Below are 26,652 nucleotides of genomic sequence, written 5' to 3' on the forward strand. Positions count from 1 at the left end.
TATCTAGCAATCGTATGTCAACTTCTCACATGCAAACTAATCGTCAATTATTGCAGTTAATCAAGCTGCGCAATGGTTTTATTGCGTTGCAGCTATTGGTTGTTTTATTGGCAGAATTTTGGTTTGAGTATTCTCTATCCTATATCTCCCTAAAGCTAATTATTGCTGCAGAATTAGTGATTAACCTAGGTCTATTTTACTATTACAAGGGTAATAGAAACGCACAATCTATTGAGTTTTTACTACAGGTTTCTCTTGATATATTGACCCTTACTTTGTTACTTTATTTTGCTAACGGTGCTACTAATCCGTTTGTGTCTTTGCTGTTATTACCGGTCGCAATTGCAGCAGTAACATTACCTAAACCTTGGTTATTGTTCGTTACTTTTATGGCCCTTGCCGCCTATTCGACCTTGTTGTTTACCCTCGACCACCATCAGATGCATGTAATTGATATGCAACAACATTTTATCGGGATGTGGTTAACTTTCGTTTTGTCCGCTTTGGTGGTTGTGCTAATCGTGGCATCATTAGCGCAAGCAATGCGGCAGCAAGAGCGTTTAGTGAGTCAATTACGAGAAGAACAATTACGCCAAGAACAATTGGTTGCGCTTGGTACTACAGCAGCACAATTTGCTCATCAAATGGCGACACCATTGGCGACAGCAAACTTATTAACTGAAGAGTTAGAATTGGAATACAGCAGTACATTGTTAACTCAATTGAAAGAACAGTTAGGATTATGCAGTAAACGTTTACAAGATTTTCGAGTAATGTCTGAGGAGCTTAAACAAAATAGTAAACGTCAAATCCCCTTAGGCCAGTTATTTTCCCAGATTCAACAAGAAATCCAATTAAATTTTTCCGATGTAAAGGTGCGTTATCAACTGGATTCTAATGAGCAACTCGCAGTGTACTCTGACACCACTTTGTTTCCAGCATTGTTAAATTTAGTGCAAAACGCGGTTCAAGCCTCTAAACAAAATAACAGTCAACAGATTGAAGTATCGAGTCAAATAGAAAATCAGCAACTCACACTCACGATTAGAGATTTTGGTATTGGATTGTCAGAGCAAACCCTGCTTGATTTGGGCTCTACCGTAGTGAAAAGCGAGCAAGGTTTTGGTATGGGAGTCTTACTTAGTCATGCGACATTAGGTAGGTTAGGGGCTCAATTTCGCTTATACAATCACTCTGAAGTAGGAGCCGTCGTTGAAGTGATTATGAAGTTGGTGAAACTCTCTTGAAGACTTTATTATTGGTTGAAGACGAGCAAAGTTTCGCGGATATTTTGTTAAGACGTTTATCACATTATGGTTACGAATGTTTACACGGCATGAGCAATGAACAAGGCTTAGCGCTAGCCCAAGAAAACCAACCCACTCACATGATTCTGGATTTAAAAGTGGGAAGCGAAAATAGCTTAGTTATTTTGCCGCAACTCAGAGCGCTACTACCCAAATCGAGAATTATCTTACTCACGGGTTATGCCAGCATTGCCACTGCCGTAGAAGCGATTAAATTAGGTGCCGACGATTACTTATCAAAGCCCGTTGATACCAAAACCTTGTTGGCAATGTTAGACGGTGAAAATAAAGACATGGAAGTAAGCGACACCTCTATTATGTCTCCTTCTCGACTTGAATGGGAGCATATTCAGCAAGTATTAAAATCAAATGATGGCAACATATCGGTTACTGCTAGGCAACTGGGTATGCATCGCAGAACGTTACAACGGAAATTACTAAAAAAACCCACTAGTGAGTGATACATCAATATTTCCTTAAAAAATGTCAACAAAGTTATCGATAAGATTATAATTAGCCAAGGACTTTTACTTAAGGAAAATGGGATGAATCAACAACAAGCACGAGAGTACCTAGTCAATAAACCTTTTTCGGTGGAAACTTTCCCTTTTGGCGCAGATGTAGCTGTGTTTAAAGTGAAACACAAAATGTTCGCGACCTTATCAAGAGGAAAACTGGGTAAAGGTGATGATGAAGATCATGATATTTACTGGATGAACCTCAAATGCGACCCTCAAGAAGCGTTAATGCTCAGAGACATATTTAAGTCAGTGATCCCAGGGTACCATATGAGCAAAGTCCATTGGAATACGATCAAACTTGATGGAACTATCCCGCAAGGTGAAATACAGCGGATGATAGATAATTCTTTTGATTTAGTTGTCGCGAATATGGTGAAAACAGATCAGCAAGCGATTAAGCTGCATCTTTAAGAAATAAGTCACCCCAAAACATTAATCTTTATAAGTGGTAGATTTTGTTAGCATTTGAATACAATAAATTTAACGGTATTATTATCGATAGCAGCGCCATTCCAACTGATGAAAAGCTGTTTTTACAACAATTAAGTGCATTATTAGAGCACGCCAGCTTACAAAAAAAATCGGTGATTTGGTTAACTTTGCCCATTGATTTGGCGCATTTAATTAAGATCGCGACTCAACAGGGTTTCACCTTCCATAATTGTTTACCTACTGAAATTACTCTGACGTATAAATCTTTGGAGGAAGATTATGTTCCTTTCGTGCCCACACATTCACTGGGAGCCGGAGGATTTGTACAAAATTCGTTGGGTGAATTATTGGTGATCCGCGAACGGGATGCGTCGACTTATAAGTTACCCGGTGGCCATATAGAGCTAGGAGAAAAAATAGAGGATGCGGTATACAGAGAGGTTTTAGAAGAAACCGGGATCGCCACGAGTTTTGATTCTGTATTGGGTATGGCGAGTACCCATCCTTATCGCTTCGGAAAATCAAACATCTATATAGTCTGCAAATTATCTCCATTGTCGACACAAATTGATATTCAAGATACCCATGAAATTGCAGATGCTAAATGGATTTTACCCCAAGACTTTCTAGCCGACAGCAATAATAGCCCTTTTAATAAATACCTAGTGAAATCTCTAGTCAATGCAACAGGCTTGGGTAAGTCGACTTTAGATTTGAGTCAATTTTCGAAACTTAAGCACGAAGTTTTTTTAGCCAATGACTGACCGAAACTGTGGCTAAAATTAGGCTTTCAATTGATAGAATTAGCGTTTTTTATCACTAAATTTAAGTGTGAAGAAAAACAACAACAAATAACTCACAAAAGCAAACCAATAGGGAAGGGCTCCGTCTATTGAGTATAAATAGGTGCCCAACAGCGGACCAACCGTAAAACCCAATGGACCACAAGCACCGGCGACTCCTGCCACAGCACCTTGCTCTTCGGACGATACCGCAACAGAGGCGCCGGCCATAAACCCTGGGCCGGCAAGTCCCATTCCTAGTCCTAATATACACATTGACGCAACATACATGCTCTCAGTTTGACTCAAGGCCATAATGGCAAATGCCAACATCATGATGGGCATGGATATTCTAAGTAATACAAATGGCCTGACATGTAATCTAGGAATAACCAATAATTGCACCAACAATGCCGAGGCTGCTGAAAACATCAGACTCACCCCAACAATTTTGGCAGTTTGAGTGCCATCTAGTCCTAATACATCTTGAAACCGAAACGCGATAGTTTGTTGCACAATCGCAAACCCCATAAACAAAAATACGCCAGCAATCACCAAAGGAAAGATCCTAGGATCGGTGTACTTAAGTCTTTGAGGTTTTTCTATGACTTCTGGTTTGGGTAATTCTGGCAACGCATAAAATGTTAATACCGCCGCCGCTAGGGTTAAAAATACCGAAAAATACAGTGGTGTAAGTAAACTGATAGTGGCAAGTAAGCCTCCTACTGCAGGGCCGAGAATAGAGCCAATATTTCCGGCGGCGCCAATTGCACCCATGCCTTTTATTCTATCTTTTACAGTGGTGATGTCAGCCATATAAGCATTGGCCGAAGGAGCAACTGCTGCCATCACTGTAGCGTTGGCGACTCGAGTCACAATTAATAGTATCAAGGCTGTTACAGGAATGAGATACCCTAGCAGCGCTGCCTGGAATACACTGGCAAAGAGTATAGTTCCGAAGGAATAACCAAACAAACCAATTAACAGGATTTTTCTTCTTCCCCAAATGTCGCTGGCACGTCCCCACAAAGGACTAACAAGAAATAGGGTTAACGACGAGGATGAGATAATCGCACCAATTTGTACTTCTACTAACCCCACCTCTCTACCTAGCGGTGCTAATATGGCAAATAACACGGTTTGTGCAAACCCCATGGCCCCAGCTGCTAATAAAAGGGTGCGTTTGGCTAAGGCATTGGTTTGTGGATGGCTCATGATGCGAAAAAATACAACAAGTGTTTTGCGGCTAGTCTATTGTTCAGAGGGTAATTATAGGCCAATTTATAACTAGTCAGAACGTTATACTTAGTCACATAATCCTCGATTGCTGAGTTTAAAAAAGCAGAGTTAAGAAGTGAATATATTTGTGAAAACATCATCACTAAGTCGGGATCATAACCGTAACTCTAAATTTGACCAATAGTATTTATCAATACACCCATCTTATTTCCAGTTATTTAATAATTAAGAAACTTACACTAGTGTGGGTAATGAAATTGCGAAGTGATGTATTAATAAAAAGTCATGCTGTTATCTACTACAGATGAGTAGCTTAGACTTAGCCGATCAAGGATATAATTTTGGTTCAGTCTCCATGGTTTTTCACGACCTTGCTTAGGCATTTCATGCAATGCTCTGATGATGTACCCAGAGGTAAAGTCTATAATGGGCGCTTCTTTAATGCCGTCAGCGGGCAACACTGGTACACAATATTGATGATGATGTTTGTCCATATGATTCAGTAAACGACAAACATATTGACTCACCAAATCTGATTTAAGAGTCCAAGAGGCATTGGTATACCCCATTGAAAAAGCAAAGTTAGGCAAACCGCTTAACATCATACCCTTGTAACAAAAACTCTCGGCAATGTTGAATCTGTTTCGATCAATGCTTATTTGGTATGAACTGAGTATGTCTAACTTAAGTCCAGTGGCCGTTACAATAATATCTGCGGTGATTTCGTTACCGTTTTTTAATTTAATTCCAGTTTGTGTGAAAGTGTCTATATGCTCAGTGACTACAGAGGCTGAACCGTTTTTAATCGCTTTAAAAAAGTCCCCGTCTGGTACTAAACATGCTCGTTGATCCCAAGGTTGATAGTGAGGCTTAAAGTGTTTATCGACAGGGTAATCCTCTCCCAATTCATCAATAATGGCTTTTCGTATGCGTTTTTTGACTATCTCTGGTCGTCTTCTTGATAGGGAATACATAAACATTCCCAACAATATTTTTCGCCAGCGACTTAAACTGTAGGCCAGTTTGGCGGGCAATAGTCGGCGCATTAGGTTGGCAAAGATATCCTGCTCAGGCAGCGAAGCTATGTAGGTAGGAGAGCGCTGCAACATAGTGACATGACTAGCCGAATTAGCTATCGCTGGAACCAATGTAATCGCCGTCGCGCCACTTCCTATTACCACGATTTTTTTATCTGCGTAATCCAAGTCCTGTGGCCAATGCTGGGGATGAATAATTTTGCCTAAGAAATTCTCTGTGCCTTGAAAGTCGGGGGTGTAGCCTTGCTCGTAGTTGTAGTAACCGGCACCTGAAAAAAAGAAACGACTGATGTATTGGCAATATTCTCCCGTTTGCAGATTCTGTACTTTGGTATGCCACTTAGACTGTTTGCTATCCCAGTTCGTTGATATTACTTTGTGTCGAAAAACAATGTGTTGGCTAATAGCATTTTCAGTTGCTGCCTCGGCAATGTAATGTTTGATATCTGCGCCGGGAGAGATGGCTTTGGGTGAGCGCCACGGTTTAAAATTAAAGCCGAATGTAAACATGTCAGAATCGGAGCGGATCCCAGGATAGCGAAACAGATCCCAGGTTCCACCTAAGTCACTTCGAGTTTCAATAATTGCGTATGACTTGTTAGGGCATTGGTTTTGTAGGTGGTACGCACTACCAATGCCTGAGATACCAGCGCCAACAATTAATACATCTACTTGTTTGGTTTGGGTGCTCACCTGACTGGTTCTCCTATTAGTATACTGCAGCGTTTACAAGGAAAAACGTTCCCTCAAAAACCGAGCAATGCCATCTTCATGGTTATGTCCAATTACTGCAGTTGCAGACTCTTTAATCGCGACTTTGGCATTTTCAGGGGCATAACTTTCATCAGCAAGGGCAAACATACTTAGATCATTGTCACCATCGCCAAAACAAATAACATTGCTTGCCCCTAATTGTTGCTTCAAATTGGTGACGGCTGCTCCTTTACTGGCGTGACGATGATGAACGTCTAGCCACCAATAGTCATCGCCTTCTAACGCCACGCCTGAATACGCTACTAAGCTTTGGTGTGAATTTAGCTCTCGCCACATAGGATGAATCGCTTCAGCCTTACCAATCATACTAATATTAGTGACTTGGCCATTTGATGGCAGAGCTTCGATATCAAAAAGTTTGGCTTTAGAGTGAGAAAAATGTGTATTGATGAGTTCTTTTTCTATTTCATGTTGGGGAGGTGCATGAAAAATATGCTGGTGGTTGCTTTCAATGACGTTAACGAAAGGGGTCGTCTCGTGTTTAATCGCCACATCAAAGATAACCGCAATTTCTGATTGGTTAAGTAAATTTTCTAAAGTGAGCCGTTGCGTTTGTGGATCCCAAATCGTCACGCCATTATTGAATATTTGCGGCAAATCAAAATCATGTCCCTCAACGACACTCTGCGCCGAATGCATAGTGCGTCCCGTTGCTAGGGTGTAGGCTATATTTTTCCTACTTAACAAATTCAGAGTTTGTTTGGTAAAAGCTGAAATTTCGGAGGCGTCGTTTAATAGCGTGCCGTCTAAATCAAAAAAAATTAGATCCATAAATAATTATACAACTCATGCTCATGGGCTAACAGATTAGCGCAAATAGTGAAGTAAAGGTTAACGAATTTAAGTACTCGAAGCACCCAGTTTTGGATTTTAAAATGTATTAATTAGTTTTCGAAAATTTTTACATAGCGCTATCAAAACGATGAACCACTCTAATTTTCTGGTAGCATACACGAAACTCTTTTGCATTTTGATTTATGTCCCTAGTCACACTACAACACTGTCACGCATTGTTCGACGAACATTACAATTTACATATCAACTCTCTAAATATTAAACCTTTACAACACACTGTTGTACTAGGCGCAAACGGCAGTGGAAAGTCTGCTCTTGCTGCATTCATTGCTGGTAACGGAGAGACGCTAAATGGGCGACGCCAAGTCATAGCTGATGTTGCTTGGGTGTCGGTTGAGCAACAACAAGCACTAATTGAAGCTGAAAAACAAAAGGATTGTGCTGATATTCTTGACGTTATAGCTGTGCCTACAACAGTAAAAGAGATGTTGTTTGAGGGATTGATACAAACAGAGATTGACCCACAGTTACAAACTCGCGTTATTCAAGTTTTTGGATTAGCAGCTTTGTTACAACGACCATTTCGTGCCTTATCCACCGGAGAAACCAGGAAGTTACTTTTGGCAAAGTCGCTATTGAGTCAAGCTCAATTGTTGATTTTGGATGAACCTTGGGATGGTTTGGACACACAGGCTTGCGCAGATTTTAATGAATTATTACTAGAAATATCCACCCATACTACCTTAATGTTGATACTGAATCGTTTGAGCGAGGTGCCAAGTTTTTGCAAACAGTTAGTGTTAATGGAATCGGGTAGGGATCACTGGCAATCAACTGTAAACAATGACTTGGCTACGCAGTTAACCCATATCAAACAACTACAACATATGCAGCAGCAAAGTTTGATACTGCCCACTAAAGACAGCGACAGTTTTGCTCCGCATCCACTAGACGCGAACGCACCTTTGGTGAGATTGACTAATGCGAAAGTAAAGTACGCTGAAAATATTGTTTTTAGTGGCCTTAACTGGACCATTAACGCGCAACAGCATTGGCAAGTTACTGGGCCAAATGGCTCTGGAAAAACTTGTTTGTTGAATTTGATTACTGGCGATCATCCTCAGTGTTACGTGAATGATATTTTTGTGTTTGGGTTTCAGAGAGGAAGTGGTGAAAGCATATGGCAAATTAAACAATATATAGGCTATTTGTCTAATGGGTTTCATCTCGATTACCGAGTCAATTGTTCATTACTGCATGTTGTATTATCGGGCTTTTACGACAGCATTGGTTTGTATCAACAAGCCACTAAAAACCAAATAGAATTGGCACAACAGTGGTTAACTATTATGTCGCTAGATGATCACGCCAACACTCCTTTTCAAGAGCTGTCTTTTGGCGATCAGCGTATAGTGTTGCTAGCACGCGCAATGGTCAAACACCCAGCACTTCTGATTTTGGATGAACCTTGCAATGGCTTAGACGAGATTAATCGCTTAAAAGTCTTGGCGCTTATCGATTTACTGGCTAGAGAGGGTAGCACTACTTTGCTTTATGTTAATCATCATAAAGAAGATGCCATCCCTAGTATTCAGAATCATTTGTTGATGACGGATTTTAATGATTAACCCGCTGTCGTTTAATTGTGGCAAAGGTAAGGTTGCCGAGTTTTTTAGTAAATAGTAAATAGTAAGTAGTAGATAGCAAATAGTAGATCGGCGGAGATTAGCATTCAGTAAAAACCGAGTGTTTTCCGTTTATATTTGTGTTCATCAGGCTTCGTGAGGCAATAATAGCTAGTCTAAAACGAGCGTCTTACAAACAGGTATGCATTGATGTGGAGTTTAACCTTTCAGCTAAGCCATCTAAAATATTACCGTAAATGGATTTTCCGGTGTAATTTTCAACAGCTAAGTTTACTACTGCGTAGCCCACTCCTAGGGCGCCGCCATATATAAAGCTGCCAACAATTTCAGCCACTGGAGCGATATCAGTTGCCATGGTTTCTTGGTTCAGATCAGCAACAATAGGAACATGGTTGAGAACGTTGACTGTATCAAATACTTGGTTCAGCCTCAGTTCGCCGTAACCTAAAACGCTATTGGATAGATTTTTGATGCAGCCTAAAAAGTCACTGGTCTGTGTTACAGTCTTTTTACGCAGACAGCCATATAAAAATGCTAAGGCAAGTTTACGTAATATTTAAAGGTTCGATTTACGCACAGCCACTAATACCTCTTACGCCCAATCGCTTGAACTACAGACGCCAGTCCAGTGTGATAACTACCTTCAACGACTTCTCGCTCTAGCTCTAATAAATACATAAATTCTAGCGTAGGGAATTCCCGCAACAGTGAAGTTTTAGATTGCATGGTGTCTGTGCAGTCACCTCCGCCGCTTGCGAATTGGACTTGCTTAGGTGTGTAAGCCTCAGTTAAAAACACTCCGCTTGATTTTAAACCTTGTGCAACTTTTGTATGCACTGCAACACGCTGCTCAGTTAACAAAGGGCAAAATATTGAAACAACGCCATCCCATTGCTGACTACCCAACTCGAATTCGCAAAGATCAGCGTGTACACACTCTATTGAAACGGCGTTTTCAATGGCAAGATTTTGGGCTTTTTGTAATCCAACAATTGAGCTATCTACTGCTGTCACCTGATAACCGTGTTTAGCAAGAAAAACAGCATTACGACCTTCGCCTTCTGCCAAACATAAAATTTTTCCTTTAGGCAAAACCGCGATATTTTCCCTAAGAAAGTCATTCGGCTCGGTGCCATAAGCATATCCAGCTAATTTGTAGCGTTCATCCCACATTGGTCAATCCTCTTTATCAACTTTATGTATTGAAATTAAAATCCTAACACTTCAAGTCAACTTTAAGTCAAGGGGGATTGACTCCGTTGTTAGGAAAAACCGCGACTATTTACATTGCCAACCAGCCAAGGCCTGATTATAACTTGCTTAAATGCCTTGCTAATCAAACCACTATTGACAACAATACGCGCATATTTTTAAGCGTTTTGTCAATTTAATGCCAACTAAGTCATCCGAAAGTTTACGTCAACATTTCCCTTTTTTTTCAAACGCTCACGCTGGGCATTGTGTTTATTTAGATAACGCAGCGACGAGTCAAAAGTTAAAAGGGGTAATTGACGTCACAAAAGAGTATTACCAAGAGCGTTCAGTTAACGTGCATCGCTCTAGTCACCAGTTAGCGGCCAGTGTTACCGAGCAGTTTGAGCAGTCTCGTAAAACTGTACAGCGATTTATAGGGGCCAAGAGTCATAACGAAATTGTTTGGACTAAAGGGGCAACTGAAAGCATCAATTTAGTCGCAACTGGGTTAGCCAAAAGTTACTTTAAACCCGGTGACAGCATCTTAGTTTCAGCGTTAGAGCATCACGCCAATATCGTACCTTGGCAGCAAATCGCCCAAGCACATAATTTACAGCTTAAAGTCTTTCCAGTAGATAGCTTTGGGGTGTTAAAACTGCAGGCGTCCCTTGATTTGATAGACGACAACACGGCTTTGGTCGCGATTGGCCACGTATCTAATGCTTTGGGTAATATTAACCCGATCGCCGACATTATCAACAAGTCGAAGCAAGTTGGGGCGTTAACGTTAGTCGATGGTACCCAAGCGGTGAGTCATTTGGCCGTAGATGTTCAGCAGTTAAATTGTGATTTTTATGTGTTTAGTGGCCACAAGATGTTTGGACCTACTGGGATCGGCGTTTTATACGGCAAATATCACTTGCTTGAGCAATTGCCTGCCTATCAATTAGGTGGGGAAATGATTAAAAAGGTGAGTTTTACTGATACCACCTTCCAGCCTCCGCCACTTAAATTTGAAGCAGGAACACCCAATATTGCTGGGGTGTTAGGTTTACGTGTGGCGTGTGAATTTATTCAACAACATAGAAACACATTGTTAGCGCTTGAACATGACTTGTATCAAGAGTTGTTGGCTACGCTGACGGATATACCCCAAGTAAAGTTATGGGGTGATAGGATTAACAGCATTTGTGTTCAGTCTTTTACTGTAGAAGGAATTAGTCACTATGATTTGGCTGTGTTGTTAGACAAGCGTAATATAGCGGTAAGAGTAGGGCATCACTGTGCGATGCCTTTGATGCATGAACTGGGCATTGACGGCACGGTAAGAGTGTCTTTGGCTGCTTATAATAATAGTGACGACATTGTCGTTTTTGGCACTGCATTGAAAGAATGTATAGGTTTGTTATCTGATAACTCCCCCAATTTTACTGAACAAACACTTTCTTACAATGTTCACTCTAATCGACCTTCGCCCATTGCTGAGTCTATTCAGCGCGCTAAAAGTTGGGATCAAACCTACAGGCAATTAATGTTGGCAGGAAAGAGTTTAACTAGATTAGAGCCTCAATATAAAACTGAAAGATCCGCAGTGCATGGTTGTGAAAGTCAAGTGTGGTTAAGGTGCAGTTTAGAGCAAGGTAAACTCGTACTTAACGGTGATTCTCCTAGTAAAATCGTTCGTGGTTTACTGGCGGTAATATTCGAAGCTTTGTCAGGTAAAACAACCCATCAGGTTTTAGAATTTAACTTAGCTGAGTATCTAACAAGCTTAGATTTAGGTAAACATCTTAGCGAATCAAGGGGCAATGGGTTATCGGCGGTGGTGAACAAAATTGTGGCATATTGCCAACTACATACTCCAAAGTAAGAGATTTTGTTATCGTTTAAAATAGTGAATTTTAACTTGGTTTTATAAGGTTTCGTAACAGGAGAAAGGCGTGATATTCAAGAAATTATTGGTAGGGTTATTAATTTTTTCAAGTACATTTTCTAGCCAAGCTTTAGCTACTACCCAGCCTATTCAGGTCAAAGTATTTATTGCCGCGATGTTTGAAATAGGTGCTAATTCAGGTGACAAGGCGGGTGAGTTTCAGCATTGGTATCAGCGTTATTTTACAGACAGTCTAGCGATCATAGTAAAAGGTGCCCATAAGCCTGTTTATTGTAATAAAAACGGTGTCTGTGGCGGTGTATTAGGCATGGGTAAGGTGGCGTCATCTGCCTCAATGCAGGCTATTTTATTAAATCCAAAATTCGATTTTTCCCATAGTTATTTTATATTAAGCGGCGTAGGTGGTACACCTCCCTCAAAAGGCACTATTGGAGACGTGACTTGGGGGAGTTGGTTAATTGATTACGACCTAGGGCATCGCTGGGCGCCTGAAGAATCTAAACAAGACACCCCTGCGTTTATGCCGCGCAAAGGTTATGAAAGCATTCGCCGTTATCAGCTCAACCCTTTATTGCTTAATTGGAGCTTAGCGTTGACTAAAGAGATAAAACTCAAAGATTCAGTGGCTGCGCAAGCTTACCGCATGCGATACCCTCAAAAAGAGGCAAGGCGGTTACCTAAAGTGTTTGCGGGAACTCATATGACAGGTGACACGTTTTTCCATGGGCCTGGGTTGTCCAAAGAAGCCCAGTTTATTACTGAGTTATATGGCGCAGATGATTACGTCGCCACTGAAATGGAGGCCACAGCAATTACTCAAGTGATCAGTCGAAGTGTGGGCACACAACGAATTTTAAGCTTGCGAGGCTCTGTTAACTTTGACCAAGGTAACCCCAACGAAACCACCCTAGAACACTTAGATCCCGCACCAGGAGAAACCGCTGGTGGCTTTGCTGAAACCGTGGAGAATATTGTTTTAGTAGGCGCTAAGGTGACAGATCATATAGTGAAAAACTGGCCTGTCTGGAAACTAGAAGTGCCAGCTTTATAAAGTACAGAATAACGTTCTGGTTATTGAATGTTATGTTTTGCTACAAAAGCCTGACAATCTCCAGTGTAAGTAACATCAATTAAGTAATGGATTTTCCATTCATTATTAACCTGTACTAATTGAAAGCTGTTACTACCACAATGGCTCAATTTATCATTAAGGTAAAATGCAAAGGGTGTCCAAACACTGGCCAACTCATTTTGTTGATGAATGGTTACGGCCAATAAATGCTCATCTAATTTTGCCGTGTTTTTACTGATACTGAGTGCAAATTTTTTCACATCAGTATCTATAATCTCCCCGGTATTAGTAATACGTTGCAATAAGGCGTTATCAGTAAATTGGCCTAAAATTTTGTGTTGATCGTGTGTTCGCATAGCGTCGAAAAGGCGGTAAATTGGTGCAACAACGGCATTGTCTATCGGTGTGGGTTGCTGAAGTTGATGGGCTTGAACCAGCAGCGAAAGGCAGCTAAGTATGGCAACTGTTAATGTTCGAGAAAGTAAGGTTTTCATTGTTGTTATATATCCTTTGGTTGTTAACATTTAGCGACTATTTTTAGCTTCAATCCACTGGGCCATATATTGTGTACTTTTCAGTAGATGATGCTGCAACATTTGCCCTATAAAGTTATTAGAACGATGTGAGTGCAGGTTTTGTTGTATATCAAGTATGCGCTTCATTAACATTTTTTGAATGCTATTTTTATCAAAGTGGTTTTTAATGAGCAAATAACCCGCTTGTTGTTTTTGTCGCCACAGTTGTTCATCTTGATATAGTTTTACTGCGTTATTCGCAAGCTCTTTTACACTGGGTAGCTGCGTGTCGTCTTTTGGTAAATCAGACGTTAAATCCGTTGTTAGACCGGGCCACTCTAAGCCCATACTCATGCCTTCAATACCGATATTAGTTGTTACATTAGGCGTACCACAAACCATCGCTTCGGCTAATTTGCCTTTTATACCAGCGCCAAAACGCAGCGGCGCTAGACATACTCTGGCCTGTTGCATCACCTGTTTGGCATCTTCTGCCCAGCCTTTGACTAAAAAGCCTTGTTTAGTGTTATGTAATTGGGTGGCTTTAGGTGGCGGGTAGGCACCGTAAATATGTAATTCGGCTTTGGGCAATTGTTTGCGGATCACGGGCCAAATGTGTTGTTTTAAAAACAACACAGCGTCCCAATTGGGTTCGTGTCGAAAGTTACCTATGCTGATAAAATGTTGTCTGTCTGCGTAGTTGAATGGTGATCTAGGTAGGTTTTCTAGATCTAACATAAAAGGGCAATGCAGCAGAATATGTTCAGGCACACAGTAATGGTTTTTAAGCAATGCCAATTCAAAGTCAGAGATAATTAAACTCAAATCACAGCGAAAAATTGCTGCGATTTCGCGTTTCGCCAAATCGTTATTTAGGTCAGGGGTAGTGACGGCTCTTTTTTGTTTTAGCGCCTGATGCCTTGCATGACGCAGTGAATGTAAATCTTCCGTATCTAAAATGCGCATTGCATCAGGGCAATGTTTTGCTACTCGCCAGCCAAACTGTTCTTCAAGCATAAAACGGTCGAATAACACTACATTAGGATTAAGCTCACTAATGAAACTGTCAAAACTACTGCAATTAATCGCTACGGTTTGCTCAGATATTCCTAACTGAGTTAAGTCAACCTTGTGCTCACCTTGTTGCGCAGGGCTTGCAAATGTCACTTTATAACCATGTTCTACAAACATGCTAAGCAAACTTAACATATGACTGCCAGCGGCCGATGAGTTCGGCTCTGGCCACACGTATCCTAAAACTAAAAGGGTGTGAGAGTGATGAAAACTCATTCGATAATGCTCATTGCTTGGCGATCCTTACACAATTTCGGCCACCTTTTTTGGCTGCGTACAAGGCAATATCTGCTTGCTTCATAATATCCGCGAACGTAGCGTGCTGTTTGGTACGCTGTGCAACTCCAAAACTACTAGTAACTTTGACTATTTTTGCCTTGTTGGGTTTTTTAGGAGCGGTTTTATTCGGTTTGGGTGGTCGAGGTTTGGTTCTCAATGCAATATCATAGTCGGCTATGGTTTGGCGCACCATTTCAACAAAGGGCGCAACTTCATTAGCCGTTTTACGGGGGAAAACAATGATAAATTCTTCACCACCAAATCGAAATGTTTTGCCGCCACCAGACACTTTATTTAGTTTACTCGCCACCAGTTTTAACACCTCATCACCCACATCATGACCATAAGTGTCGTTGAATTTTTTAAAATGGTCGATATCAGACATCACAACCGTATATTTACGACCTAAGGTTTGTACAAACTGCATTAGAGCACGTCTTGAAGGAATACCTGTTAGTTCATCCTTAAAGGCCATAGTGAAGCTATCTTTGAGCACTGAATAGCCAAATAAAGCGGCTAAACTCACCAAAGTAATCAACCCTAAATCGGTGTTGTTGCTAGGAGTGCTATTGGAGTTGCCGTAAAAATGCATAAAGGCACTGAAAATCAGTCCAAAAAACAGAGCGTTATGGGTGTTATCGGTTTTCACTATTAGCCGTACCAAACCAAGCAAAGAGCTAACAAGGAGTAGCGCAATATTAAAAGGAGACACTAAAGTGCGTAACTCTGGTGAGAGTTGGTATAGCAAACTATCGAGAGAGGTTAACCAGGGTTGTGCATAATTTTGCAATAACGGAATGCTAAGCCAACATAAAATAAATATAGTCAGGAAAATCAGTAAGCTGAAAAACACGTTGAGTGCTGAAAAGCCTTTATCTTTGCTATACATCAAAAACAAAAAGCTTAATAAGATGCCGCAGTATTTCACTTCCAATAATTCAGGAGGGAATGCTAACTTTTTGTTAGCCGCGATCATCAATAATAATACACATCCATAAACCAAACGGCTTCGTCCAAACTGCCAGGCAATGACAGCCGCAATGGCTAAACAGGCATAACTCAGCCACCAAAGGTTGAATAACCATGCTTTGATCCATTCTGTGTTGTAACTATAAACGCCATATAAGGCACCAAAAAAAAGCAATGTGGGGAAGAACAACCAACAAAAATCTGTCAATCGAGACAACAAGGGCGACAATTTAGTAGTCAAAGACAACGCTCACTTCGATTAAAAATGGATAAAAAACTCGGCTATTGTAAGGGATTTTAAGCAGCGGAAAAAGATTAACCCGCTGCTTGTTTGGCGATAATGTATCGATCACTTTGATGTTAAAATCTTACTGTTTTACAAGTGATTGATTGCAGAAGCAGTCGCATTATAGCAATCCGTATTGATAACAGAGTGAGCAGTTATCAATATGGATTGCTATTAGATATTACTTTAATACGCGGCTAAATTCGCTCTTTTAATTTATCTACCCACAAGGCAGTGGCACCACACACCGCAACTGGCATGACCAAAAAATTCACTATGGGAATAAGTGAAAATACACTCACCGTAATCCCAAAACTAAAGCTTTGTGAACGATTCGCGAGTAAAATTCGTTTCATATCAGCAAATGATACCTTGTGGTTGTCACAAGGGTAATCGCAGTATTGAATAGCCATCATCCAAGCGGTGAATAAAAACCACAAAACCTGACCAACCAGAGGCAGGATAAAAAATAACAATAGAAAACCCACCGCTCTGGGGAGGTAGTAAGCTAATTTGGCAAACTCTCGGCCCAAGGTACGTGGAATGTCTTTAAATACATCCAACAAGCCAGTATCGTCCATTGGTTGCCCTGTAAGATGTTGCTCCACTTTTTCGGCTAATAGTCCGTTGAAAGGGGCTGCAATCCAGTTTGCTAAGGTTCCAAATATTAATGCAAAAATTAATAGAATGGTAATAACCGCTATGGGCCAAATGATGTAGCTTAGGCCCTCTTTCAACCAGCTTAACCACTCCCAATCAGGAATGAGATCGGTTAACCACACTATACTGGCGCTGATTTCACCAAATAAGTAATAAAAGGCCGCGGAAAACAAAATAAGGTTAATGGCCAATGGGAAAAACACAAAGCGCTTCAGCCCTTTGGTTTTAATTAAACTAAAGCCTTGGAAAAAATACTCCATAATACACCTGTACTGACGGCTGCTTTGTGTATTCTAATAGAACAAATAACAGCGTTTTTCCTAAAAGTAGTGGCGGTTATTATACGTATCTCTGGTACAGGGGCAAAACGTCAATTGTTACACTTGATGACTTTTGGTACATTCAATCACTGAAATATAAAAATAATACTAATTTTCGGAACAACTCCATCTTTTTATGCGCCTAAAAAAAATTAAGTTGGCTGGGTTTAAGTCATTTGTTGACCCAACCACTATTCCTTTTCCTGATGATATGACTGCGGTTGTCGGGCCTAACGGCTGTGGCAAATCTAATGTGATTGATGCTGTGCGCTGGGTGTTAGGGGAAAGTTCTGCAAAGAACCTACGTGGCGATTCAATGACCGACGTAATTTTTAACGGTTCAACTGCTCGAAAACCGGTTTCTCAGTGTAGTGTCGAATTGGTGTTCGATAATTCATCGGGTCGTATTCAAGGCGAATATGCAGGTTATAACGAGCTTTCAGTCAAACGTATTGTCACCAAAGAAGCGCAATCCAGTTATTTACTCAATAACAGCAAATGCCGCCGCCGCGATGTCACTGACTTATTCTTAGGAACAGGCCTAGGACCGCGCAGTTATGCCATTATCGAACAAGGGATGATTTCTAGGTTAATTGAGTCTAAGCCACAGGAATTAAGGGTTTTTATTGAAGAAGCTGCGGGTGTCTCAAAGTATAAAGAACGTCGCCGAGAAACCGAAACCCGGATCCGTCATACAAACGAAAACCTTGAGCGCCTAGAGGATGTTCGTGGTGAGTTAGGTCAACAACTAGAAAAGTTACAACGCCAGGCTAATGCGGCTAAACGTTACAAAGAACTGAAACAAAATGAGCGCCGTTATAAGGCAGAATTAGCCGCGATACGTTGGCGCCAGCATAGTAAAAAAATAGACGCCTTAGAATCAGACATTGCTAAAAAAAATGCTGCCATCGAAGCGTTTGTGGCCGAACAGCGCAATGAAGAAAAAGACATCACAGAATTTAAGCAACAACAGCAAGATTGTAAACAACAGCTGAGTGATATCCAGCAGCAAGTCTTTCGAGTCAGCACTGACATTACTCGGATTGAACAGAATCAAATTCATACTAAACAAAGGCGTCAACAAATAGAGCAAGAGTCAGCGGCCTTGCATCAATCGATTGTTGAGAATGAAACCCATCATCAGCAAAACCTAGAAAAAATCACCGAATTGACACAACAACTGGAATTAGCCGAACCCGAAAAATTATTACTTGAAGAGCAATTAGAGCAAGCTGAAATCAGTTTAATTGAAGCGGAAGAACAGTTTAGCCAGCAGCAGAACCAATGGCGCAACCAAGAGCAGGAATTTAATCAACGAAAGCAACAAGCGCAAAGTTGTCATGGTAAAATTCAATCTTTAATGTCGATACAAATGCGCACTCAGCAGCGTATTGGTGAACTGAAAGACGAACTAAACGAAGTGTCGGATGATGAATTAGCCATACAAATCGACGCAAACCAGCAAGAAATACAAATACTTGAAGAGCAAACACAGCAAAGTGCTGAAGAGTCACAACACGCTTTGAGTAATGAGCAAAGTGTGCAACTTAGCTTAAAACACCTGACACAAGATCAAATTGCCTTGAAGGGCGATGTACAAAGCATCGAAGCTCAACTCGCCGCGTTACATGCCTTGCAGAAAAGTAACGAAGCAGATAACCAATCGCAACAATTTATTGAAAATCTTGAATTGAGCCACCAATCTTGGTGGCAAACCTTAGAAATTAAGCAGGGGTGGGAAGATGCGTTCGAAACGATTACCCAGCATTGGCAAAATGCTCAATTACTGCCACAGAGCACCAAACAGAAAGACTTAATTGAGTTGCCCGGCTCGGTTTGGTTATTCGAAAATGACTACATTGACAATCACTCAAGTAATATTGCTGAAGATAGTATCGCCACTAAGCTCAATAATCGGGCCGTTCCTAATTGGATAACCAATATTATGTGTGCGGTTAGTCTAGAAAGTGCACTGGCAATACTACCTAAATTGGCGAGCCATCAAAGTGTTGTGACTCAAGAGGGGTATTGGTTAGGGCAGGGCTGGATGGTGGTTGGAAGTGCAGAACAGCAAAGTGGGTTACTAAAGCGCGCTAACCAGATCAAACAGTTAGAAGTAGAACTGGATTTAGTACAAAACAAGCTGTTGCAAGCAGAGGAGGCGGTGAACGAAGAAGAACACAAGTTAGCCGTTGCCAAACGTAATGCTGAAACCGGCAAGCAACAGTTTGAGCATCTAAAACTTAATTTGCAACAAACCAGAAACCAAACGCAGCTATTAGTGCAACAACAGCAACAAAATGTAGGCCGCAATACTCGTCTTTCACAAGAATTGGTGCGTCAGCAACAAACCTTAGAGCAAGAGCAATTGCAACTTGAAGAATTGTCTCTTCAAGCTGAAGAATTAGAACAAACAGTAGAACATTTACAAGAGCAGCAGCGTGAATTTGAGTTAAACCGCGAACAACAGCAACAAAAAGTACTTGATAATAGAACGCAAACAGAAGCGACTAAAAACAAGTTGCATCAATTAGCTTTGCATTTGCAAACGGTCCGAAGTCAACATCAAGGATTAACTGACAGTCAGCAACGTGAAGTCGCATTGTTAACTAATATGCAGCAAAAATTACAGCTTTTAAACACCGAGTTTGCTGAGTTAGCTATGCCTCTGGAAGATCAGCAAGATTCTCTGCAACAGTTATTAGAACAAAAGGCCATCTTAGATATTCAGCAACAAGAGTTGAACGATAAGCTAGCAAATATTCAAGAAAAACTGTCTGTAGCAGAAAAAGGGCAGCAAGGCGTAACAGATAAAATTCAAGTCATGCTCAGCGAACTACAAAGTATTAAACTCGAGTGTGAAGGATACCGCGTACGCGCAAATGGGGTGTTAGATCAATTGCAGGAAATGCAGCAAAACCTTAAATCGGTATTGGAAAGTTTACCCGAAGACTCGAATGAAAAGACTTGGCAAAATCACTTGGATAAAACCGTAGCATCTGTGGCTAGGTTAGGCGCGGTTAATTTAGCGGCGGTTGAAGAGTATGATATTCAAGCTGAGCGTAAACAACACCTTGATGATCAAAATGATGATTTGGTGGCCGCCTTAGAGATCTTAGAGCAAGCAATCCGCAAAATTGATAAAGAAACCCGTTCGCGATTTAAAGAAACTTTTGACCAAGTCAATGATGACCTAAAACAGTTATTTCCGAAAGTATTTGGCGGTGGCATGGCGTACCTTGAACTAACTGGTGATGATTTACTCGAAACAGGTGTGGCCATCATGGCGAGACCCCCAGGTAAGAAAAATAGTACGATTCATTTACTTTCTGGTGGTGAAAAAGCGCTGACCGCTTTATCATTGGTGTTTGCCATTTTTAGATTGAATCCAGCACCGTTTTGTTTGTTAGATGAAGTTGACGCACCCCTTGATGATGCTAATGTGGTTCGCTTTTGTAAATTAGTGTCTGAAATGTCAAAAACCGTGCAGTTTATTTTTATCACGCACAACAAAATTGCCATGGAAATGGCGACACATTTAACCGGTGTGACTATGGCAGAACCAGGTGTATCACGTATGGTAGCCGTTGATGTTGATGAGGCTGTGGCCATTGCACAAGCGTAGCCACAAATACATTACCCTTTTTTAATATAATAATAATGAAGTACGAGTAAGTTAAATGGAAGCAGATGGTTTACGTTGGTCGTTGTTAATAATTGGTAGTTTGGTAATAGTGGGTTTAGCCGTACACGGAATTTGGCTCTCTAGGAAAAATAGCGAACAAAAAACAACCGCTAACAAACGCAAAAATGATCAAGAATATCAGCCTTCAGGATGGCAGTCGGATACTGACATGTTTGATGATGTTGCAAATGAAACAAATGATTTGCACCAAGACTCGGTAGACGATTCCAATGCTAAGTTTGATATAGAAGATGAAACGCCTATCGTTGCTAACTCCGAATTCAAAGCGGGGCAGTTTGATGATTTAGGATTAGGGGCCGTGCGGGTTGTGTCTAGAGAGCACACTGAAACAACTGAGTCTAAAGGCGCGTCTAGTGTTTCACAGCAGAGCCAAACAAAAGCCGAAACTCATTCAGAGCCAGAGCCAGAGCCAGAGCCAGAGCCGGAATTAAAACTCGAACCAGAACCTGTCGCTCCAACCAGTAAGATCTATGCATCTGTAGTTACTCAACCTAAGCCTGAATATGCTGCGAAATACACCTCTCTGGCGGCAGAAACGGTAGCAATATCACAGCAAGAGAGGGCATCCTCTAATCATCATGAATCGGCAAAAGTACGCAGCCAACAGGTTACAGGCAACTCTAATCCAGGCGCGAATAGCAGCAATACGAATAGTGGCGCGCATTCAAATGACAGTTATCAAGCTCCAGAGCCGCCACCTTTTTTGTTAAAAAAGGACGTGCCTGATTCAAGTGACATGGGCGAAACCAATGTTGCAGCTGAGCAAACGAATAAGGCTGGTTCTTTTAGTGCGGTAGAGCCCGAAAAACCTTTAGAAAAACCTGAAGCCTCATTGGCCGAAAAATTAAGTTTGTCAGAGCAAGCCCGTAATTTAGTTAAGCGTAAAAGAACTGAAACTATTAAAAAGCGCCGTGAGCCTAAGATTGCCGAAGACCAAATGCGCATAGATTTTGATGACGAGCCGGTGCCAGCGCCAGAACCAGAACCGCAAGTACAAGCTAAGGCCGAACCCGCAGAAACACACCAACCGCAAGAAGTGTTAGTACTTAATGTGAAATCGGCAGATGATAATCCCATTTTAGGGTCAGCTTTGTTACCCATGTTGCTTACATTAGGTTTTAAGTTTGGTGATCAGGATATTTTTCATCGTCATGTTAATTCTAATGGAAAAGGTCCGGTGCTGTTTAGCTTAGCGAATATGTTTAAACCCGGAAATTTTGATATTGATAATCTTGAGAATTTTACGACACAGGGCATATCGCTATTTATGATTTTGCCGATTGAAGGGGATCCTCATCAAGTGTTTAATATGATGCATAACGCCGCTCGCAAAATCGCAGAAGAGTTTTCGGCGCAAATTTATGATGCTAAACGCACCTTATTAAGCAAACAAAGTTTGCAACAATACGTTGAAAAAATTCGTGAATTTGAGCGTCAGCGTTTATTAAAAGGCTAGTTTTTAACCGAAACGTCATGACCTCAAAATATATTGCCCTAACGTAAAATTTAGGGCAAAGATCCACTCTCTTTTTTATTGGAATGCTTTTATGGCAGCCTCGCAAGACATTATTGAACAACTCGCTCTAATTAAAAATACCATCTCAGAATATAACTACCAATATTATGTACTCGATAACCCCAGCGTACCTGATGCTGAATACGATCGACAGATGCAAGCTTTACAGGCAATTGAACGGGATTTCCCAGAATTATTGACAGATGATTCACCTAGCCAAAAAGTAGGTGATGTGCCTTTGCCAGAATTTAAACAGGTTGAACATGAAGTTCCTATGTTGTCGCTCGACAATGCGTTTGATCGCGAGTCATTTTTGGCTTTTGAAAAACGTATGCAAGATAGGATCAAAAATAACGATGAAATTAGTTATAGCTGTGAACCTAAATTGGATGGGCTTGCGGTTAGTTTATTGTACGAAAACGGCAAGTTAGTTCGAGGTGCGACCCGAGGCGACGGCAGAGTCGGAGAAAATATTACCGCCAACGTGCGGACTATTAAGAATATTCCTTTGGTATTAAGAGGCAATAACTATCCAGAACGCTTGGAAGTACGTGGTGAAGTGATAATGACCCGAGATGGTTTTATTAAGCTCAATCAAACACAACTCGAACAAGATAAAAAGGTCTTTGCGAATCCAAGAAATGCCGCAGCTGGCAGCCTTCGGCAATTGGACTCGCGTATTACCGCTAAACGACCGTTACTGTTTTTTAGCTACTCTCTGGGTTTAGTAGAAAATGAACAGTATCCATTGGCTGATACGCATTCAGGGCGTCTGCAGCAGTTGAGTGATTGGGGCTTGCCGCTAAGCAAAGAGACAAGAGTCGCTAATGGGGCCGAAGCTTGTTTGGATTATTATCAGCACATTGCCGATATTCGCGATTCCCTTAATTACGATATTGATGGGGTCGTATTCAAAACAGATAATATTGCGTTGCAACAACAGCTTGGCTTTGTGGCCCGCGCTCCTCGTTGGGCGATTGCCCATAAATTCCCCGCACAAGAAGAAATGACTAAAGTGCAGGATGTAGAGTTTCAAGTGGGCAGAACCGGGGCAATTACTCCCGTAGCTAGGCTAGAGCCGGTATTTGTAGGTGGAGTAACTGTATCTAATGCAACATTGCATAATCAAGATGAAATTCAACGCCTTGGACTTAAAATTGGTGACACGATAATTATTAGACGAGCAGGGGACGTGATCCCCCAAGTAGTCTCGGTAATAACCGAAAAACGCCCTGATAATGCTAGGGCGATAGAGTTCCCAGAACACTGTCCTATATGTGGCTCAGCTATCGAAAAACTTGAAGACGAAGCGGTAGCGAGATGCACTGGTGGCTTGTATTGTGGCGCGCAACTCAAAGAATCAATGAAACACTTTGCTTCACGAAAGGCCTTTGATATCGATGGTTTAGGCGACAAAATTATCGAACAATTGGTTGACCAAAAATTAGTTAAGACACCAGCAGACTTTTTTAAACTTGAATTAGTACAAATAGCTAATTTAGAGCGTATGGGTGAAAAGTCCGCCGCCAATTTGATTCAATCCCTTGATAATAGTAAACACACCACACTGGCGAAGTTCATATATTCCCTAGGTATTCGTGAAGTAGGTGAAGCCACAGCGGCTAATCTTGCGGCGCACTACTGTGAGTTAGATGCGATTAAACAAGCAAGCTTGGAAAGTTTACAAGAAGTCAATGATGTGGGGGCAATAGTAGCGCAGCATCTGGTCAACTTTTTTGCCGAAGCGCATAACATACAAGTCATTGATGAGTTGATTGCCGCAGGCATTACATGGCCCAAAATACACAAAGTTGAAGTTGATTCGTTGCCTTTGGGCGGACAAACCTTCGTGTTGACTGGTACCTTAGAGCAAATGGATAGAAACTCTGCCAAGGCGAAGTTGCAATCTCTGGGCGCTAAAGTGGCGGGTAGCGTATCAGCAAAAACCAGTTGTGTGGTGGCAGGCGAAAAAGCAGGCTCCAAACTGGCTAAAGCAGAAGCATTGGGTGTGAAAGTGATTAATGAACAAGATATGTTGGACTTGTTTACTGAACTGGGTGAGTCTACCTAATGGACTGGATACAATCGGCTTTAAAGCAACTGACCCAATGGATGCATCCCTATTACAGTGAAATTGCGTTAACTATTTTGGCTACCATTCTTGTGGTCTATGGTGACGTGATAAATAAACACATCAAACGCATGATCAGTCCTTATCATTTTGTTATCCGCACCACTGTATTTGTGCTTATCTGTGCATTTGGTTATGGCATGTTACTCATTTTTGCTACGCCATTTGTCAAGCAATTTATCCTATGGATACCTTATTTGTACCGTGGGGTAGCAGTGGTTATGGTTTTCTTGTTACTGGGTTATTTGGCCGAACATAGACGTTATATTTAGCGATAAAACTAAGTTTTTAGGGAGAGAAAAGAATGTTTGCTTTGTTACTGGTATTAATTGTTTTTGTGATTTGGATCACCCCGATTATTTTAGTCGCAAAATCAAACCGTACTCAAGGGAAAGAAAAACTCGCTTGGATATTGCTGATTATTTTTGTTTCTTGGTTGGCGTGGATTTTTTATTTGTTGCTGGCTCCCTTGAAGCCACATTCACCAAATTAGTGAGCGCTAATTGTGCCATTTCGGTCGAGACCTTTTCCAATAATCAAATATTCATAGATAGTAACTAATATTCATCTTTTTAGTCTAATAGGAATACCCAAGACTATGTCCACCTCATCAGTGTTTGATGAGAATCTAAAACAAAGGAGTCAGTTATGACCTTGGGTAAAAAATTAAAGACATTACGAGCAGAACACAACCTTAGTCAGCCTGAATTGGCAGAAAAAATTGGCATTGAACAATCTTATTTATCTAAGTTAGAAAATGATAAATCTGTACCTTCAAATGATATTTTTAAACAAATTCTTCAAGCTTTCAGCATCACGCTAGAGCAATTCGTTAGTGATATTAAGCAAGCCGTTGAATTAGAGCGCTTAAAACAAATTCCTGATGTTGAACGATTTTTGTCCAACCAGAAAAAACTTAATCAAAATAACCAGCGTAGATTTTTATATATATCTAGCTTTTTAATTGTACTTGCCACTACTTTGTTTTATGTAGGTTATAGCAAACAGTTGTTCTCAGAAGTTCAGTTTCAATATGAATCTGATGGGGTACTCAAGGAAGGAGAGCCGGTTAATGCTCTCAGACAATGGCAAAGTTTGTTAACTTTTGAGCAGAGAAAAGATCGAAGTTTTGCGGGACAAAAGCAAGTAGAAACGTCTATGCGGATAAATGAAAAGGTTTTGAGTTTTTTTGAGCACCAAGGACCCTATTTTCGAGTCGATTCAAAGGACGGTTATCGCCACTATCGTCTTATGAATACGAAGGAAGTCAGTCGTCCAGTCAACGCATGGTTACAAGTATTAGGGGTTTTCCTATTTAGTGCTGGTTTGATGGGGTTTGTACTTGAAAGACGTTTGTTTAAAATTAGCTGAGCGTCGGTAATTCACCCTCTACCAAAAACTGCTCCTTAGTGAAGGTTACGGGGAACGTCTTAGGTTGAGAAAATCTTAATATGCCAGTTTGTGGATTGAGCTGGCAGATATACTCGACTTTGTCTTCGGGTTTCCTTGATTGAATAATAGTATGGTTATCTATGGCCACATTAATACCGTGCTCTTGGCTTCGCGCTGAAAAGTAGCGCAGTAAATCGGCGCCATTTTTGCGAGCATGATGTCCCACTTGTTGAGTTAATGAATAAGATTGGGGATGGGTTAATTGTTTTTGCGTGTCTGCATCTGAAATTTGTGTCAGATCGATAGCATTGCGACTCAATACGTTTACGAAAAATAATGAATGCTGTGACTGAATTACCTTAGGAAAGGGCGTTTCAGTGCCATCAATTAAATAATATCGATAAAAGGCTGCTTCAGCTAGACAAGTCTGAATAGACTCGCTGGCATAAAAATAACTAGGCTCTGTAATTGCGCCAAAACGCGAACCATATTTTAAAGGGGGATATCGAAAGGGTGTGGATATGAGGTAATGTAGATCCTGAGTATCGTCAGCGTAGGTCGGTTTAAAATCATCTAAAATTTGTTCTAATATTGCCTGCTCTTCAAGATCATCTACTAATGAAGTCGTGGCGGCATATTCTTGAGTTTCAACCATTCTGCAAACTGCGTTAGCATACTCACTTAACCCGCCTGCAGCGTCAATAATATCGCCTATTTTCAAGCTTTACCTCTTAGGCCATCTAAGTAAGCATTGATATTAACTAGACCTGTAACCGTAAAACATAACTCTCTAGGCACACCACGAATATGCGTGTTTTTATGTTCGAACCAATGTTTCATTGACGTGAGATCGCCTCCAAACAACGCAAATAAAGACCGATAAAATCGAATAAATAAAATTTGTAATTCATTTTGTTTAGAATCTTTTTCAAATCCGGACTTTCGCAATAGCGTTGAACGGCCAACACCAATGAGTTTTGCCCCTTGAGTATCTGTTAAACCCATCACTTTATAAGCGCTCAAATAGGCTTTCATTACAATTTGTTGTTCTTCCTTAGGTCGACTTACTTGTACATCTTGCATCTATATGTCTCTAAGTTAATTGCCATAT

24 protein-coding genes are annotated in these 26,652 nt (G+C 40.9%); 13 read left to right on the forward strand and 11 right to left on the reverse strand.

Translation table 11 applies throughout. The features are described 5' to 3' along the window. The first annotated feature begins 14 nt into the window (after positions 1-14). From ABJK37_RS11410 to ABJK37_RS11425, 4 genes are all read left to right on the forward strand, one after another. Positions 15-1,247: a HAMP domain-containing sensor histidine kinase gene (locus ABJK37_RS11410; protein WP_348353485.1), complete on the forward strand. Its 1,233-nt coding sequence runs from the start codon at positions 15-17 to the stop codon at positions 1,245-1,247. Next, positions 1,244-1,768 carry a response regulator gene (locus ABJK37_RS11415; protein WP_348353488.1) on the forward strand — a complete coding sequence of 175 codons (525 nt, stop codon included), beginning with the start codon at positions 1,244-1,246 and terminating at the stop codon, positions 1,766-1,768. Before ABJK37_RS11410 ends, ABJK37_RS11415 begins: the two co-directional genes overlap by 4 nt. A gap of 84 nt (positions 1,769-1,852) precedes the next feature. Next, entirely contained in the window at positions 1,853-2,239 is a 387-nt protein-coding gene (locus tag ABJK37_RS11420; protein ID WP_348353490.1) for an MmcQ/YjbR family DNA-binding protein, read from the forward strand. Positions 2,240-2,283: 44 nt separating this feature from the next. Then, entirely contained in the window at positions 2,284-3,024 is a 741-nt protein-coding gene (locus tag ABJK37_RS11425) for an NUDIX domain-containing protein (protein WP_348353493.1), read from the forward strand. 39 nt (positions 3,025-3,063) lie between these two features. Here ABJK37_RS11425 and ABJK37_RS11430 read toward each other — a convergent pair whose 3' ends face one another. The 3 genes from ABJK37_RS11430 to ABJK37_RS11440 all read right to left on the reverse strand — a co-directional run bounded on the left by ABJK37_RS11430 (position 3,064) and on the right by ABJK37_RS11440 (position 6,863). Beyond that, positions 3,064-4,257, reverse strand: a complete 1,194-nt coding sequence (locus ABJK37_RS11430; RefSeq protein WP_348353496.1) for an MFS transporter — start codon at positions 4,255-4,257, stop codon at positions 3,064-3,066. A 296-nt stretch (positions 4,258-4,553) separates the two neighbouring features. After that, entirely contained in the window at positions 4,554-6,011 is a 1,458-nt protein-coding gene (locus tag ABJK37_RS11435; protein ID WP_348353499.1) for an NAD(P)/FAD-dependent oxidoreductase, read from the reverse strand. Positions 6,012-6,044: 33 nt separating this feature from the next. Next, positions 6,045-6,863 (reverse strand): Cof-type HAD-IIB family hydrolase, encoded by an 819-nt coding sequence (locus tag ABJK37_RS11440; RefSeq protein WP_348353502.1) that lies wholly within the window; start codon positions 6,861-6,863, stop codon positions 6,045-6,047. Positions 6,864-7,069: 206 nt separating this feature from the next. On the opposite strand from ABJK37_RS11440, the gene modF reads away from it, so the two are divergent. Then, complete coding sequence (modF, locus tag ABJK37_RS11445) at positions 7,070-8,515, forward strand: molybdate ABC transporter ATP-binding protein ModF (RefSeq protein ID WP_348353505.1); 1,446 nt, start codon at positions 7,070-7,072, stop codon at positions 8,513-8,515. A 187-nt stretch (positions 8,516-8,702) separates the two neighbouring features. On the opposite strand, the gene ABJK37_RS11450 is transcribed toward modF, so the two are convergent. Both ABJK37_RS11450 and ABJK37_RS11455 read right to left on the reverse strand, forming a co-directional pair. Continuing rightward, on the reverse strand, positions 8,703-8,888 hold the full coding sequence (locus tag ABJK37_RS11450) for a hypothetical protein (RefSeq protein WP_348353508.1): 186 nt from the start codon (positions 8,886-8,888) through the stop codon (positions 8,703-8,705). Between the two features lie 227 nt (positions 8,889-9,115). Continuing rightward, on the reverse strand, positions 9,116-9,706 hold the full coding sequence (locus ABJK37_RS11455) for a methyltransferase domain-containing protein (protein WP_348353511.1): 591 nt from the start codon (positions 9,704-9,706) through the stop codon (positions 9,116-9,118). 217 nt (positions 9,707-9,923) lie between these two features. Between ABJK37_RS11455 and ABJK37_RS11460 the strand changes: the two genes are divergently transcribed. Then, the gene (locus tag ABJK37_RS11460) at positions 9,924-11,597 is read left to right on the forward strand and encodes a SufS family cysteine desulfurase (protein ID WP_348353514.1); all 1,674 of its coding nucleotides are present in this window, start codon (positions 9,924-9,926) and stop codon (positions 11,595-11,597) included. Positions 11,598-11,667: 70 nt separating this feature from the next. After that, on the forward strand, positions 11,668-12,672 hold the full coding sequence (locus tag ABJK37_RS11465) for a purine nucleoside permease (RefSeq protein WP_348353517.1): 1,005 nt from the start codon (positions 11,668-11,670) through the stop codon (positions 12,670-12,672). 20 nt (positions 12,673-12,692) lie between these two features. Here ABJK37_RS11465 and ABJK37_RS11470 read toward each other — a convergent pair whose 3' ends face one another. From ABJK37_RS11470 to cysZ, 4 genes are all read right to left on the reverse strand, one after another. Continuing rightward, positions 12,693-13,187, reverse strand: coding sequence for a hypothetical protein (locus ABJK37_RS11470; protein WP_348353520.1), 495 nt, complete (start codon positions 13,185-13,187; stop codon positions 12,693-12,695). Between the two features lie 30 nt (positions 13,188-13,217). Then, the gene (locus ABJK37_RS11475) at positions 13,218-14,498 is read right to left on the reverse strand and encodes a glycosyltransferase family 4 protein (protein ID WP_348353523.1); all 1,281 of its coding nucleotides are present in this window, start codon (positions 14,496-14,498) and stop codon (positions 13,218-13,220) included. A gap of 10 nt (positions 14,499-14,508) precedes the next feature. Beyond that, entirely contained in the window at positions 14,509-15,771 is a 1,263-nt protein-coding gene (locus ABJK37_RS11480) for a GGDEF domain-containing protein (RefSeq protein ID WP_348353526.1), read from the reverse strand. A 242-nt stretch (positions 15,772-16,013) separates the two neighbouring features. Then, on the reverse strand, positions 16,014-16,736 hold the full coding sequence (gene cysZ / locus ABJK37_RS11485) for a sulfate transporter CysZ (RefSeq protein WP_348353529.1): 723 nt from the start codon (positions 16,734-16,736) through the stop codon (positions 16,014-16,016). A 196-nt stretch (positions 16,737-16,932) separates the two neighbouring features. Here cysZ and smc point away from each other — a divergent pair, with 196 nt between their 5' ends. From smc to ABJK37_RS11515, 6 genes are all read left to right on the forward strand, one after another. Next, positions 16,933-20,421, forward strand: coding sequence for a chromosome segregation protein SMC (gene smc, locus ABJK37_RS11490; RefSeq protein WP_348353532.1), 3,489 nt, complete (start codon positions 16,933-16,935; stop codon positions 20,419-20,421). Positions 20,422-20,476: 55 nt separating this feature from the next. Next, entirely contained in the window at positions 20,477-21,958 is a 1,482-nt protein-coding gene (gene zipA / locus ABJK37_RS11495) for a cell division protein ZipA (RefSeq protein WP_348353535.1), read from the forward strand. 91 nt (positions 21,959-22,049) lie between these two features. After that, on the forward strand, positions 22,050-24,089 hold the full coding sequence (gene ligA / locus ABJK37_RS11500; RefSeq protein WP_348353538.1) for an NAD-dependent DNA ligase LigA: 2,040 nt from the start codon (positions 22,050-22,052) through the stop codon (positions 24,087-24,089). Next, entirely contained in the window at positions 24,089-24,421 is a 333-nt protein-coding gene (locus ABJK37_RS11505; protein WP_348353541.1) for a DUF3392 domain-containing protein, read from the forward strand. The genes ligA and ABJK37_RS11505 overlap by 1 nt, the downstream gene beginning before the upstream one ends. 32 nt (positions 24,422-24,453) lie before the next feature. Continuing rightward, the gene (locus tag ABJK37_RS11510) at positions 24,454-24,642 is read left to right on the forward strand and encodes a hypothetical protein (protein ID WP_348353544.1); all 189 of its coding nucleotides are present in this window, start codon (positions 24,454-24,456) and stop codon (positions 24,640-24,642) included. 155 nt (positions 24,643-24,797) lie between these two features. Next, positions 24,798-25,520: a helix-turn-helix transcriptional regulator gene (locus ABJK37_RS11515; RefSeq protein ID WP_348353547.1), complete on the forward strand. Its 723-nt coding sequence runs from the start codon at positions 24,798-24,800 to the stop codon at positions 25,518-25,520. Here the strand turns inward: ABJK37_RS11515 and ABJK37_RS11520 are convergent. Continuing rightward, on the reverse strand, positions 25,513-26,262 hold the full coding sequence (locus ABJK37_RS11520; RefSeq protein WP_348353550.1) for an RES family NAD+ phosphorylase: 750 nt from the start codon (positions 26,260-26,262) through the stop codon (positions 25,513-25,515). The two genes, ABJK37_RS11515 and ABJK37_RS11520, sit on opposite strands and share 8 nt — an antisense overlap. Next, the gene (locus tag ABJK37_RS11525) at positions 26,259-26,624 is read right to left on the reverse strand and encodes an MbcA/ParS/Xre antitoxin family protein (RefSeq protein ID WP_348353553.1); all 366 of its coding nucleotides are present in this window, start codon (positions 26,622-26,624) and stop codon (positions 26,259-26,261) included. Before ABJK37_RS11525 ends, ABJK37_RS11520 begins: the two co-directional genes overlap by 4 nt. Positions 26,625-26,652: the final 28 nt, after the last annotated feature.

It is taken from the genome of Paraglaciecola sp. (assembly GCF_039964565.1).
GTDB lineage: Bacteria > Pseudomonadota > Gammaproteobacteria > Enterobacterales > Alteromonadaceae > Paraglaciecola.

Excerpts from the sequence above, each read along its gene's own strand:
- ABJK37_RS11525 (WP_348353553.1), bottom strand. The coding sequence starts at position 26,624 with ATGCAAGATGTACAAGTAAGTCGACCTAAGGAAGAACAACAAATTGTA.
- ABJK37_RS11410 (WP_348353485.1), top strand. The coding sequence starts at position 15 with ATGTCAACTTCTCACATGCAAACTAATCGTCAATTATTGCAGTTAATC.
- ABJK37_RS11470 (WP_348353520.1), bottom strand. The coding sequence starts at position 13,187 with ATGAAAACCTTACTTTCTCGAACATTAACAGTTGCCATACTTAGCTGC.
- ABJK37_RS11420 (WP_348353490.1), top strand. The coding sequence starts at position 1,853 with ATGAATCAACAACAAGCACGAGAGTACCTAGTCAATAAACCTTTTTCG.
- ABJK37_RS11450 (WP_348353508.1), bottom strand. The coding sequence starts at position 8,888 with ATGGCAACTGATATCGCTCCAGTGGCTGAAATTGTTGGCAGCTTTATA.
- zipA (WP_348353535.1), top strand. The coding sequence starts at position 20,477 with ATGGAAGCAGATGGTTTACGTTGGTCGTTGTTAATAATTGGTAGTTTG.
- ligA (WP_348353538.1), top strand. The coding sequence starts at position 22,050 with ATGGCAGCCTCGCAAGACATTATTGAACAACTCGCTCTAATTAAAAAT.
- ABJK37_RS11515 (WP_348353547.1), top strand. The coding sequence starts at position 24,798 with ATGACCTTGGGTAAAAAATTAAAGACATTACGAGCAGAACACAACCTT.
- ABJK37_RS11505 (WP_348353541.1), top strand. The coding sequence starts at position 24,089 with ATGGACTGGATACAATCGGCTTTAAAGCAACTGACCCAATGGATGCAT.
- ABJK37_RS11510 (WP_348353544.1), top strand. The coding sequence starts at position 24,454 with ATGTTTGCTTTGTTACTGGTATTAATTGTTTTTGTGATTTGGATCACC.
- ABJK37_RS11440 (WP_348353502.1), bottom strand. The coding sequence starts at position 6,863 with ATGGATCTAATTTTTTTTGATTTAGACGGCACGCTATTAAACGACGCC.
- ABJK37_RS11460 (WP_348353514.1), top strand. The coding sequence starts at position 9,924 with ATGCCAACTAAGTCATCCGAAAGTTTACGTCAACATTTCCCTTTTTTT.
- smc (WP_348353532.1), top strand. The coding sequence starts at position 16,933 with ATGCGCCTAAAAAAAATTAAGTTGGCTGGGTTTAAGTCATTTGTTGAC.
- modF (WP_348353505.1), top strand. The coding sequence starts at position 7,070 with ATGTCCCTAGTCACACTACAACACTGTCACGCATTGTTCGACGAACAT.
- ABJK37_RS11430 (WP_348353496.1), bottom strand. The coding sequence starts at position 4,257 with ATGAGCCATCCACAAACCAATGCCTTAGCCAAACGCACCCTTTTATTA.
- ABJK37_RS11455 (WP_348353511.1), bottom strand. The coding sequence starts at position 9,706 with ATGTGGGATGAACGCTACAAATTAGCTGGATATGCTTATGGCACCGAG.
- cysZ (WP_348353529.1), bottom strand. The coding sequence starts at position 16,736 with ATGGAGTATTTTTTCCAAGGCTTTAGTTTAATTAAAACCAAAGGGCTG.
- ABJK37_RS11475 (WP_348353523.1), bottom strand. The coding sequence starts at position 14,498 with ATGAGTTTTCATCACTCTCACACCCTTTTAGTTTTAGGATACGTGTGG.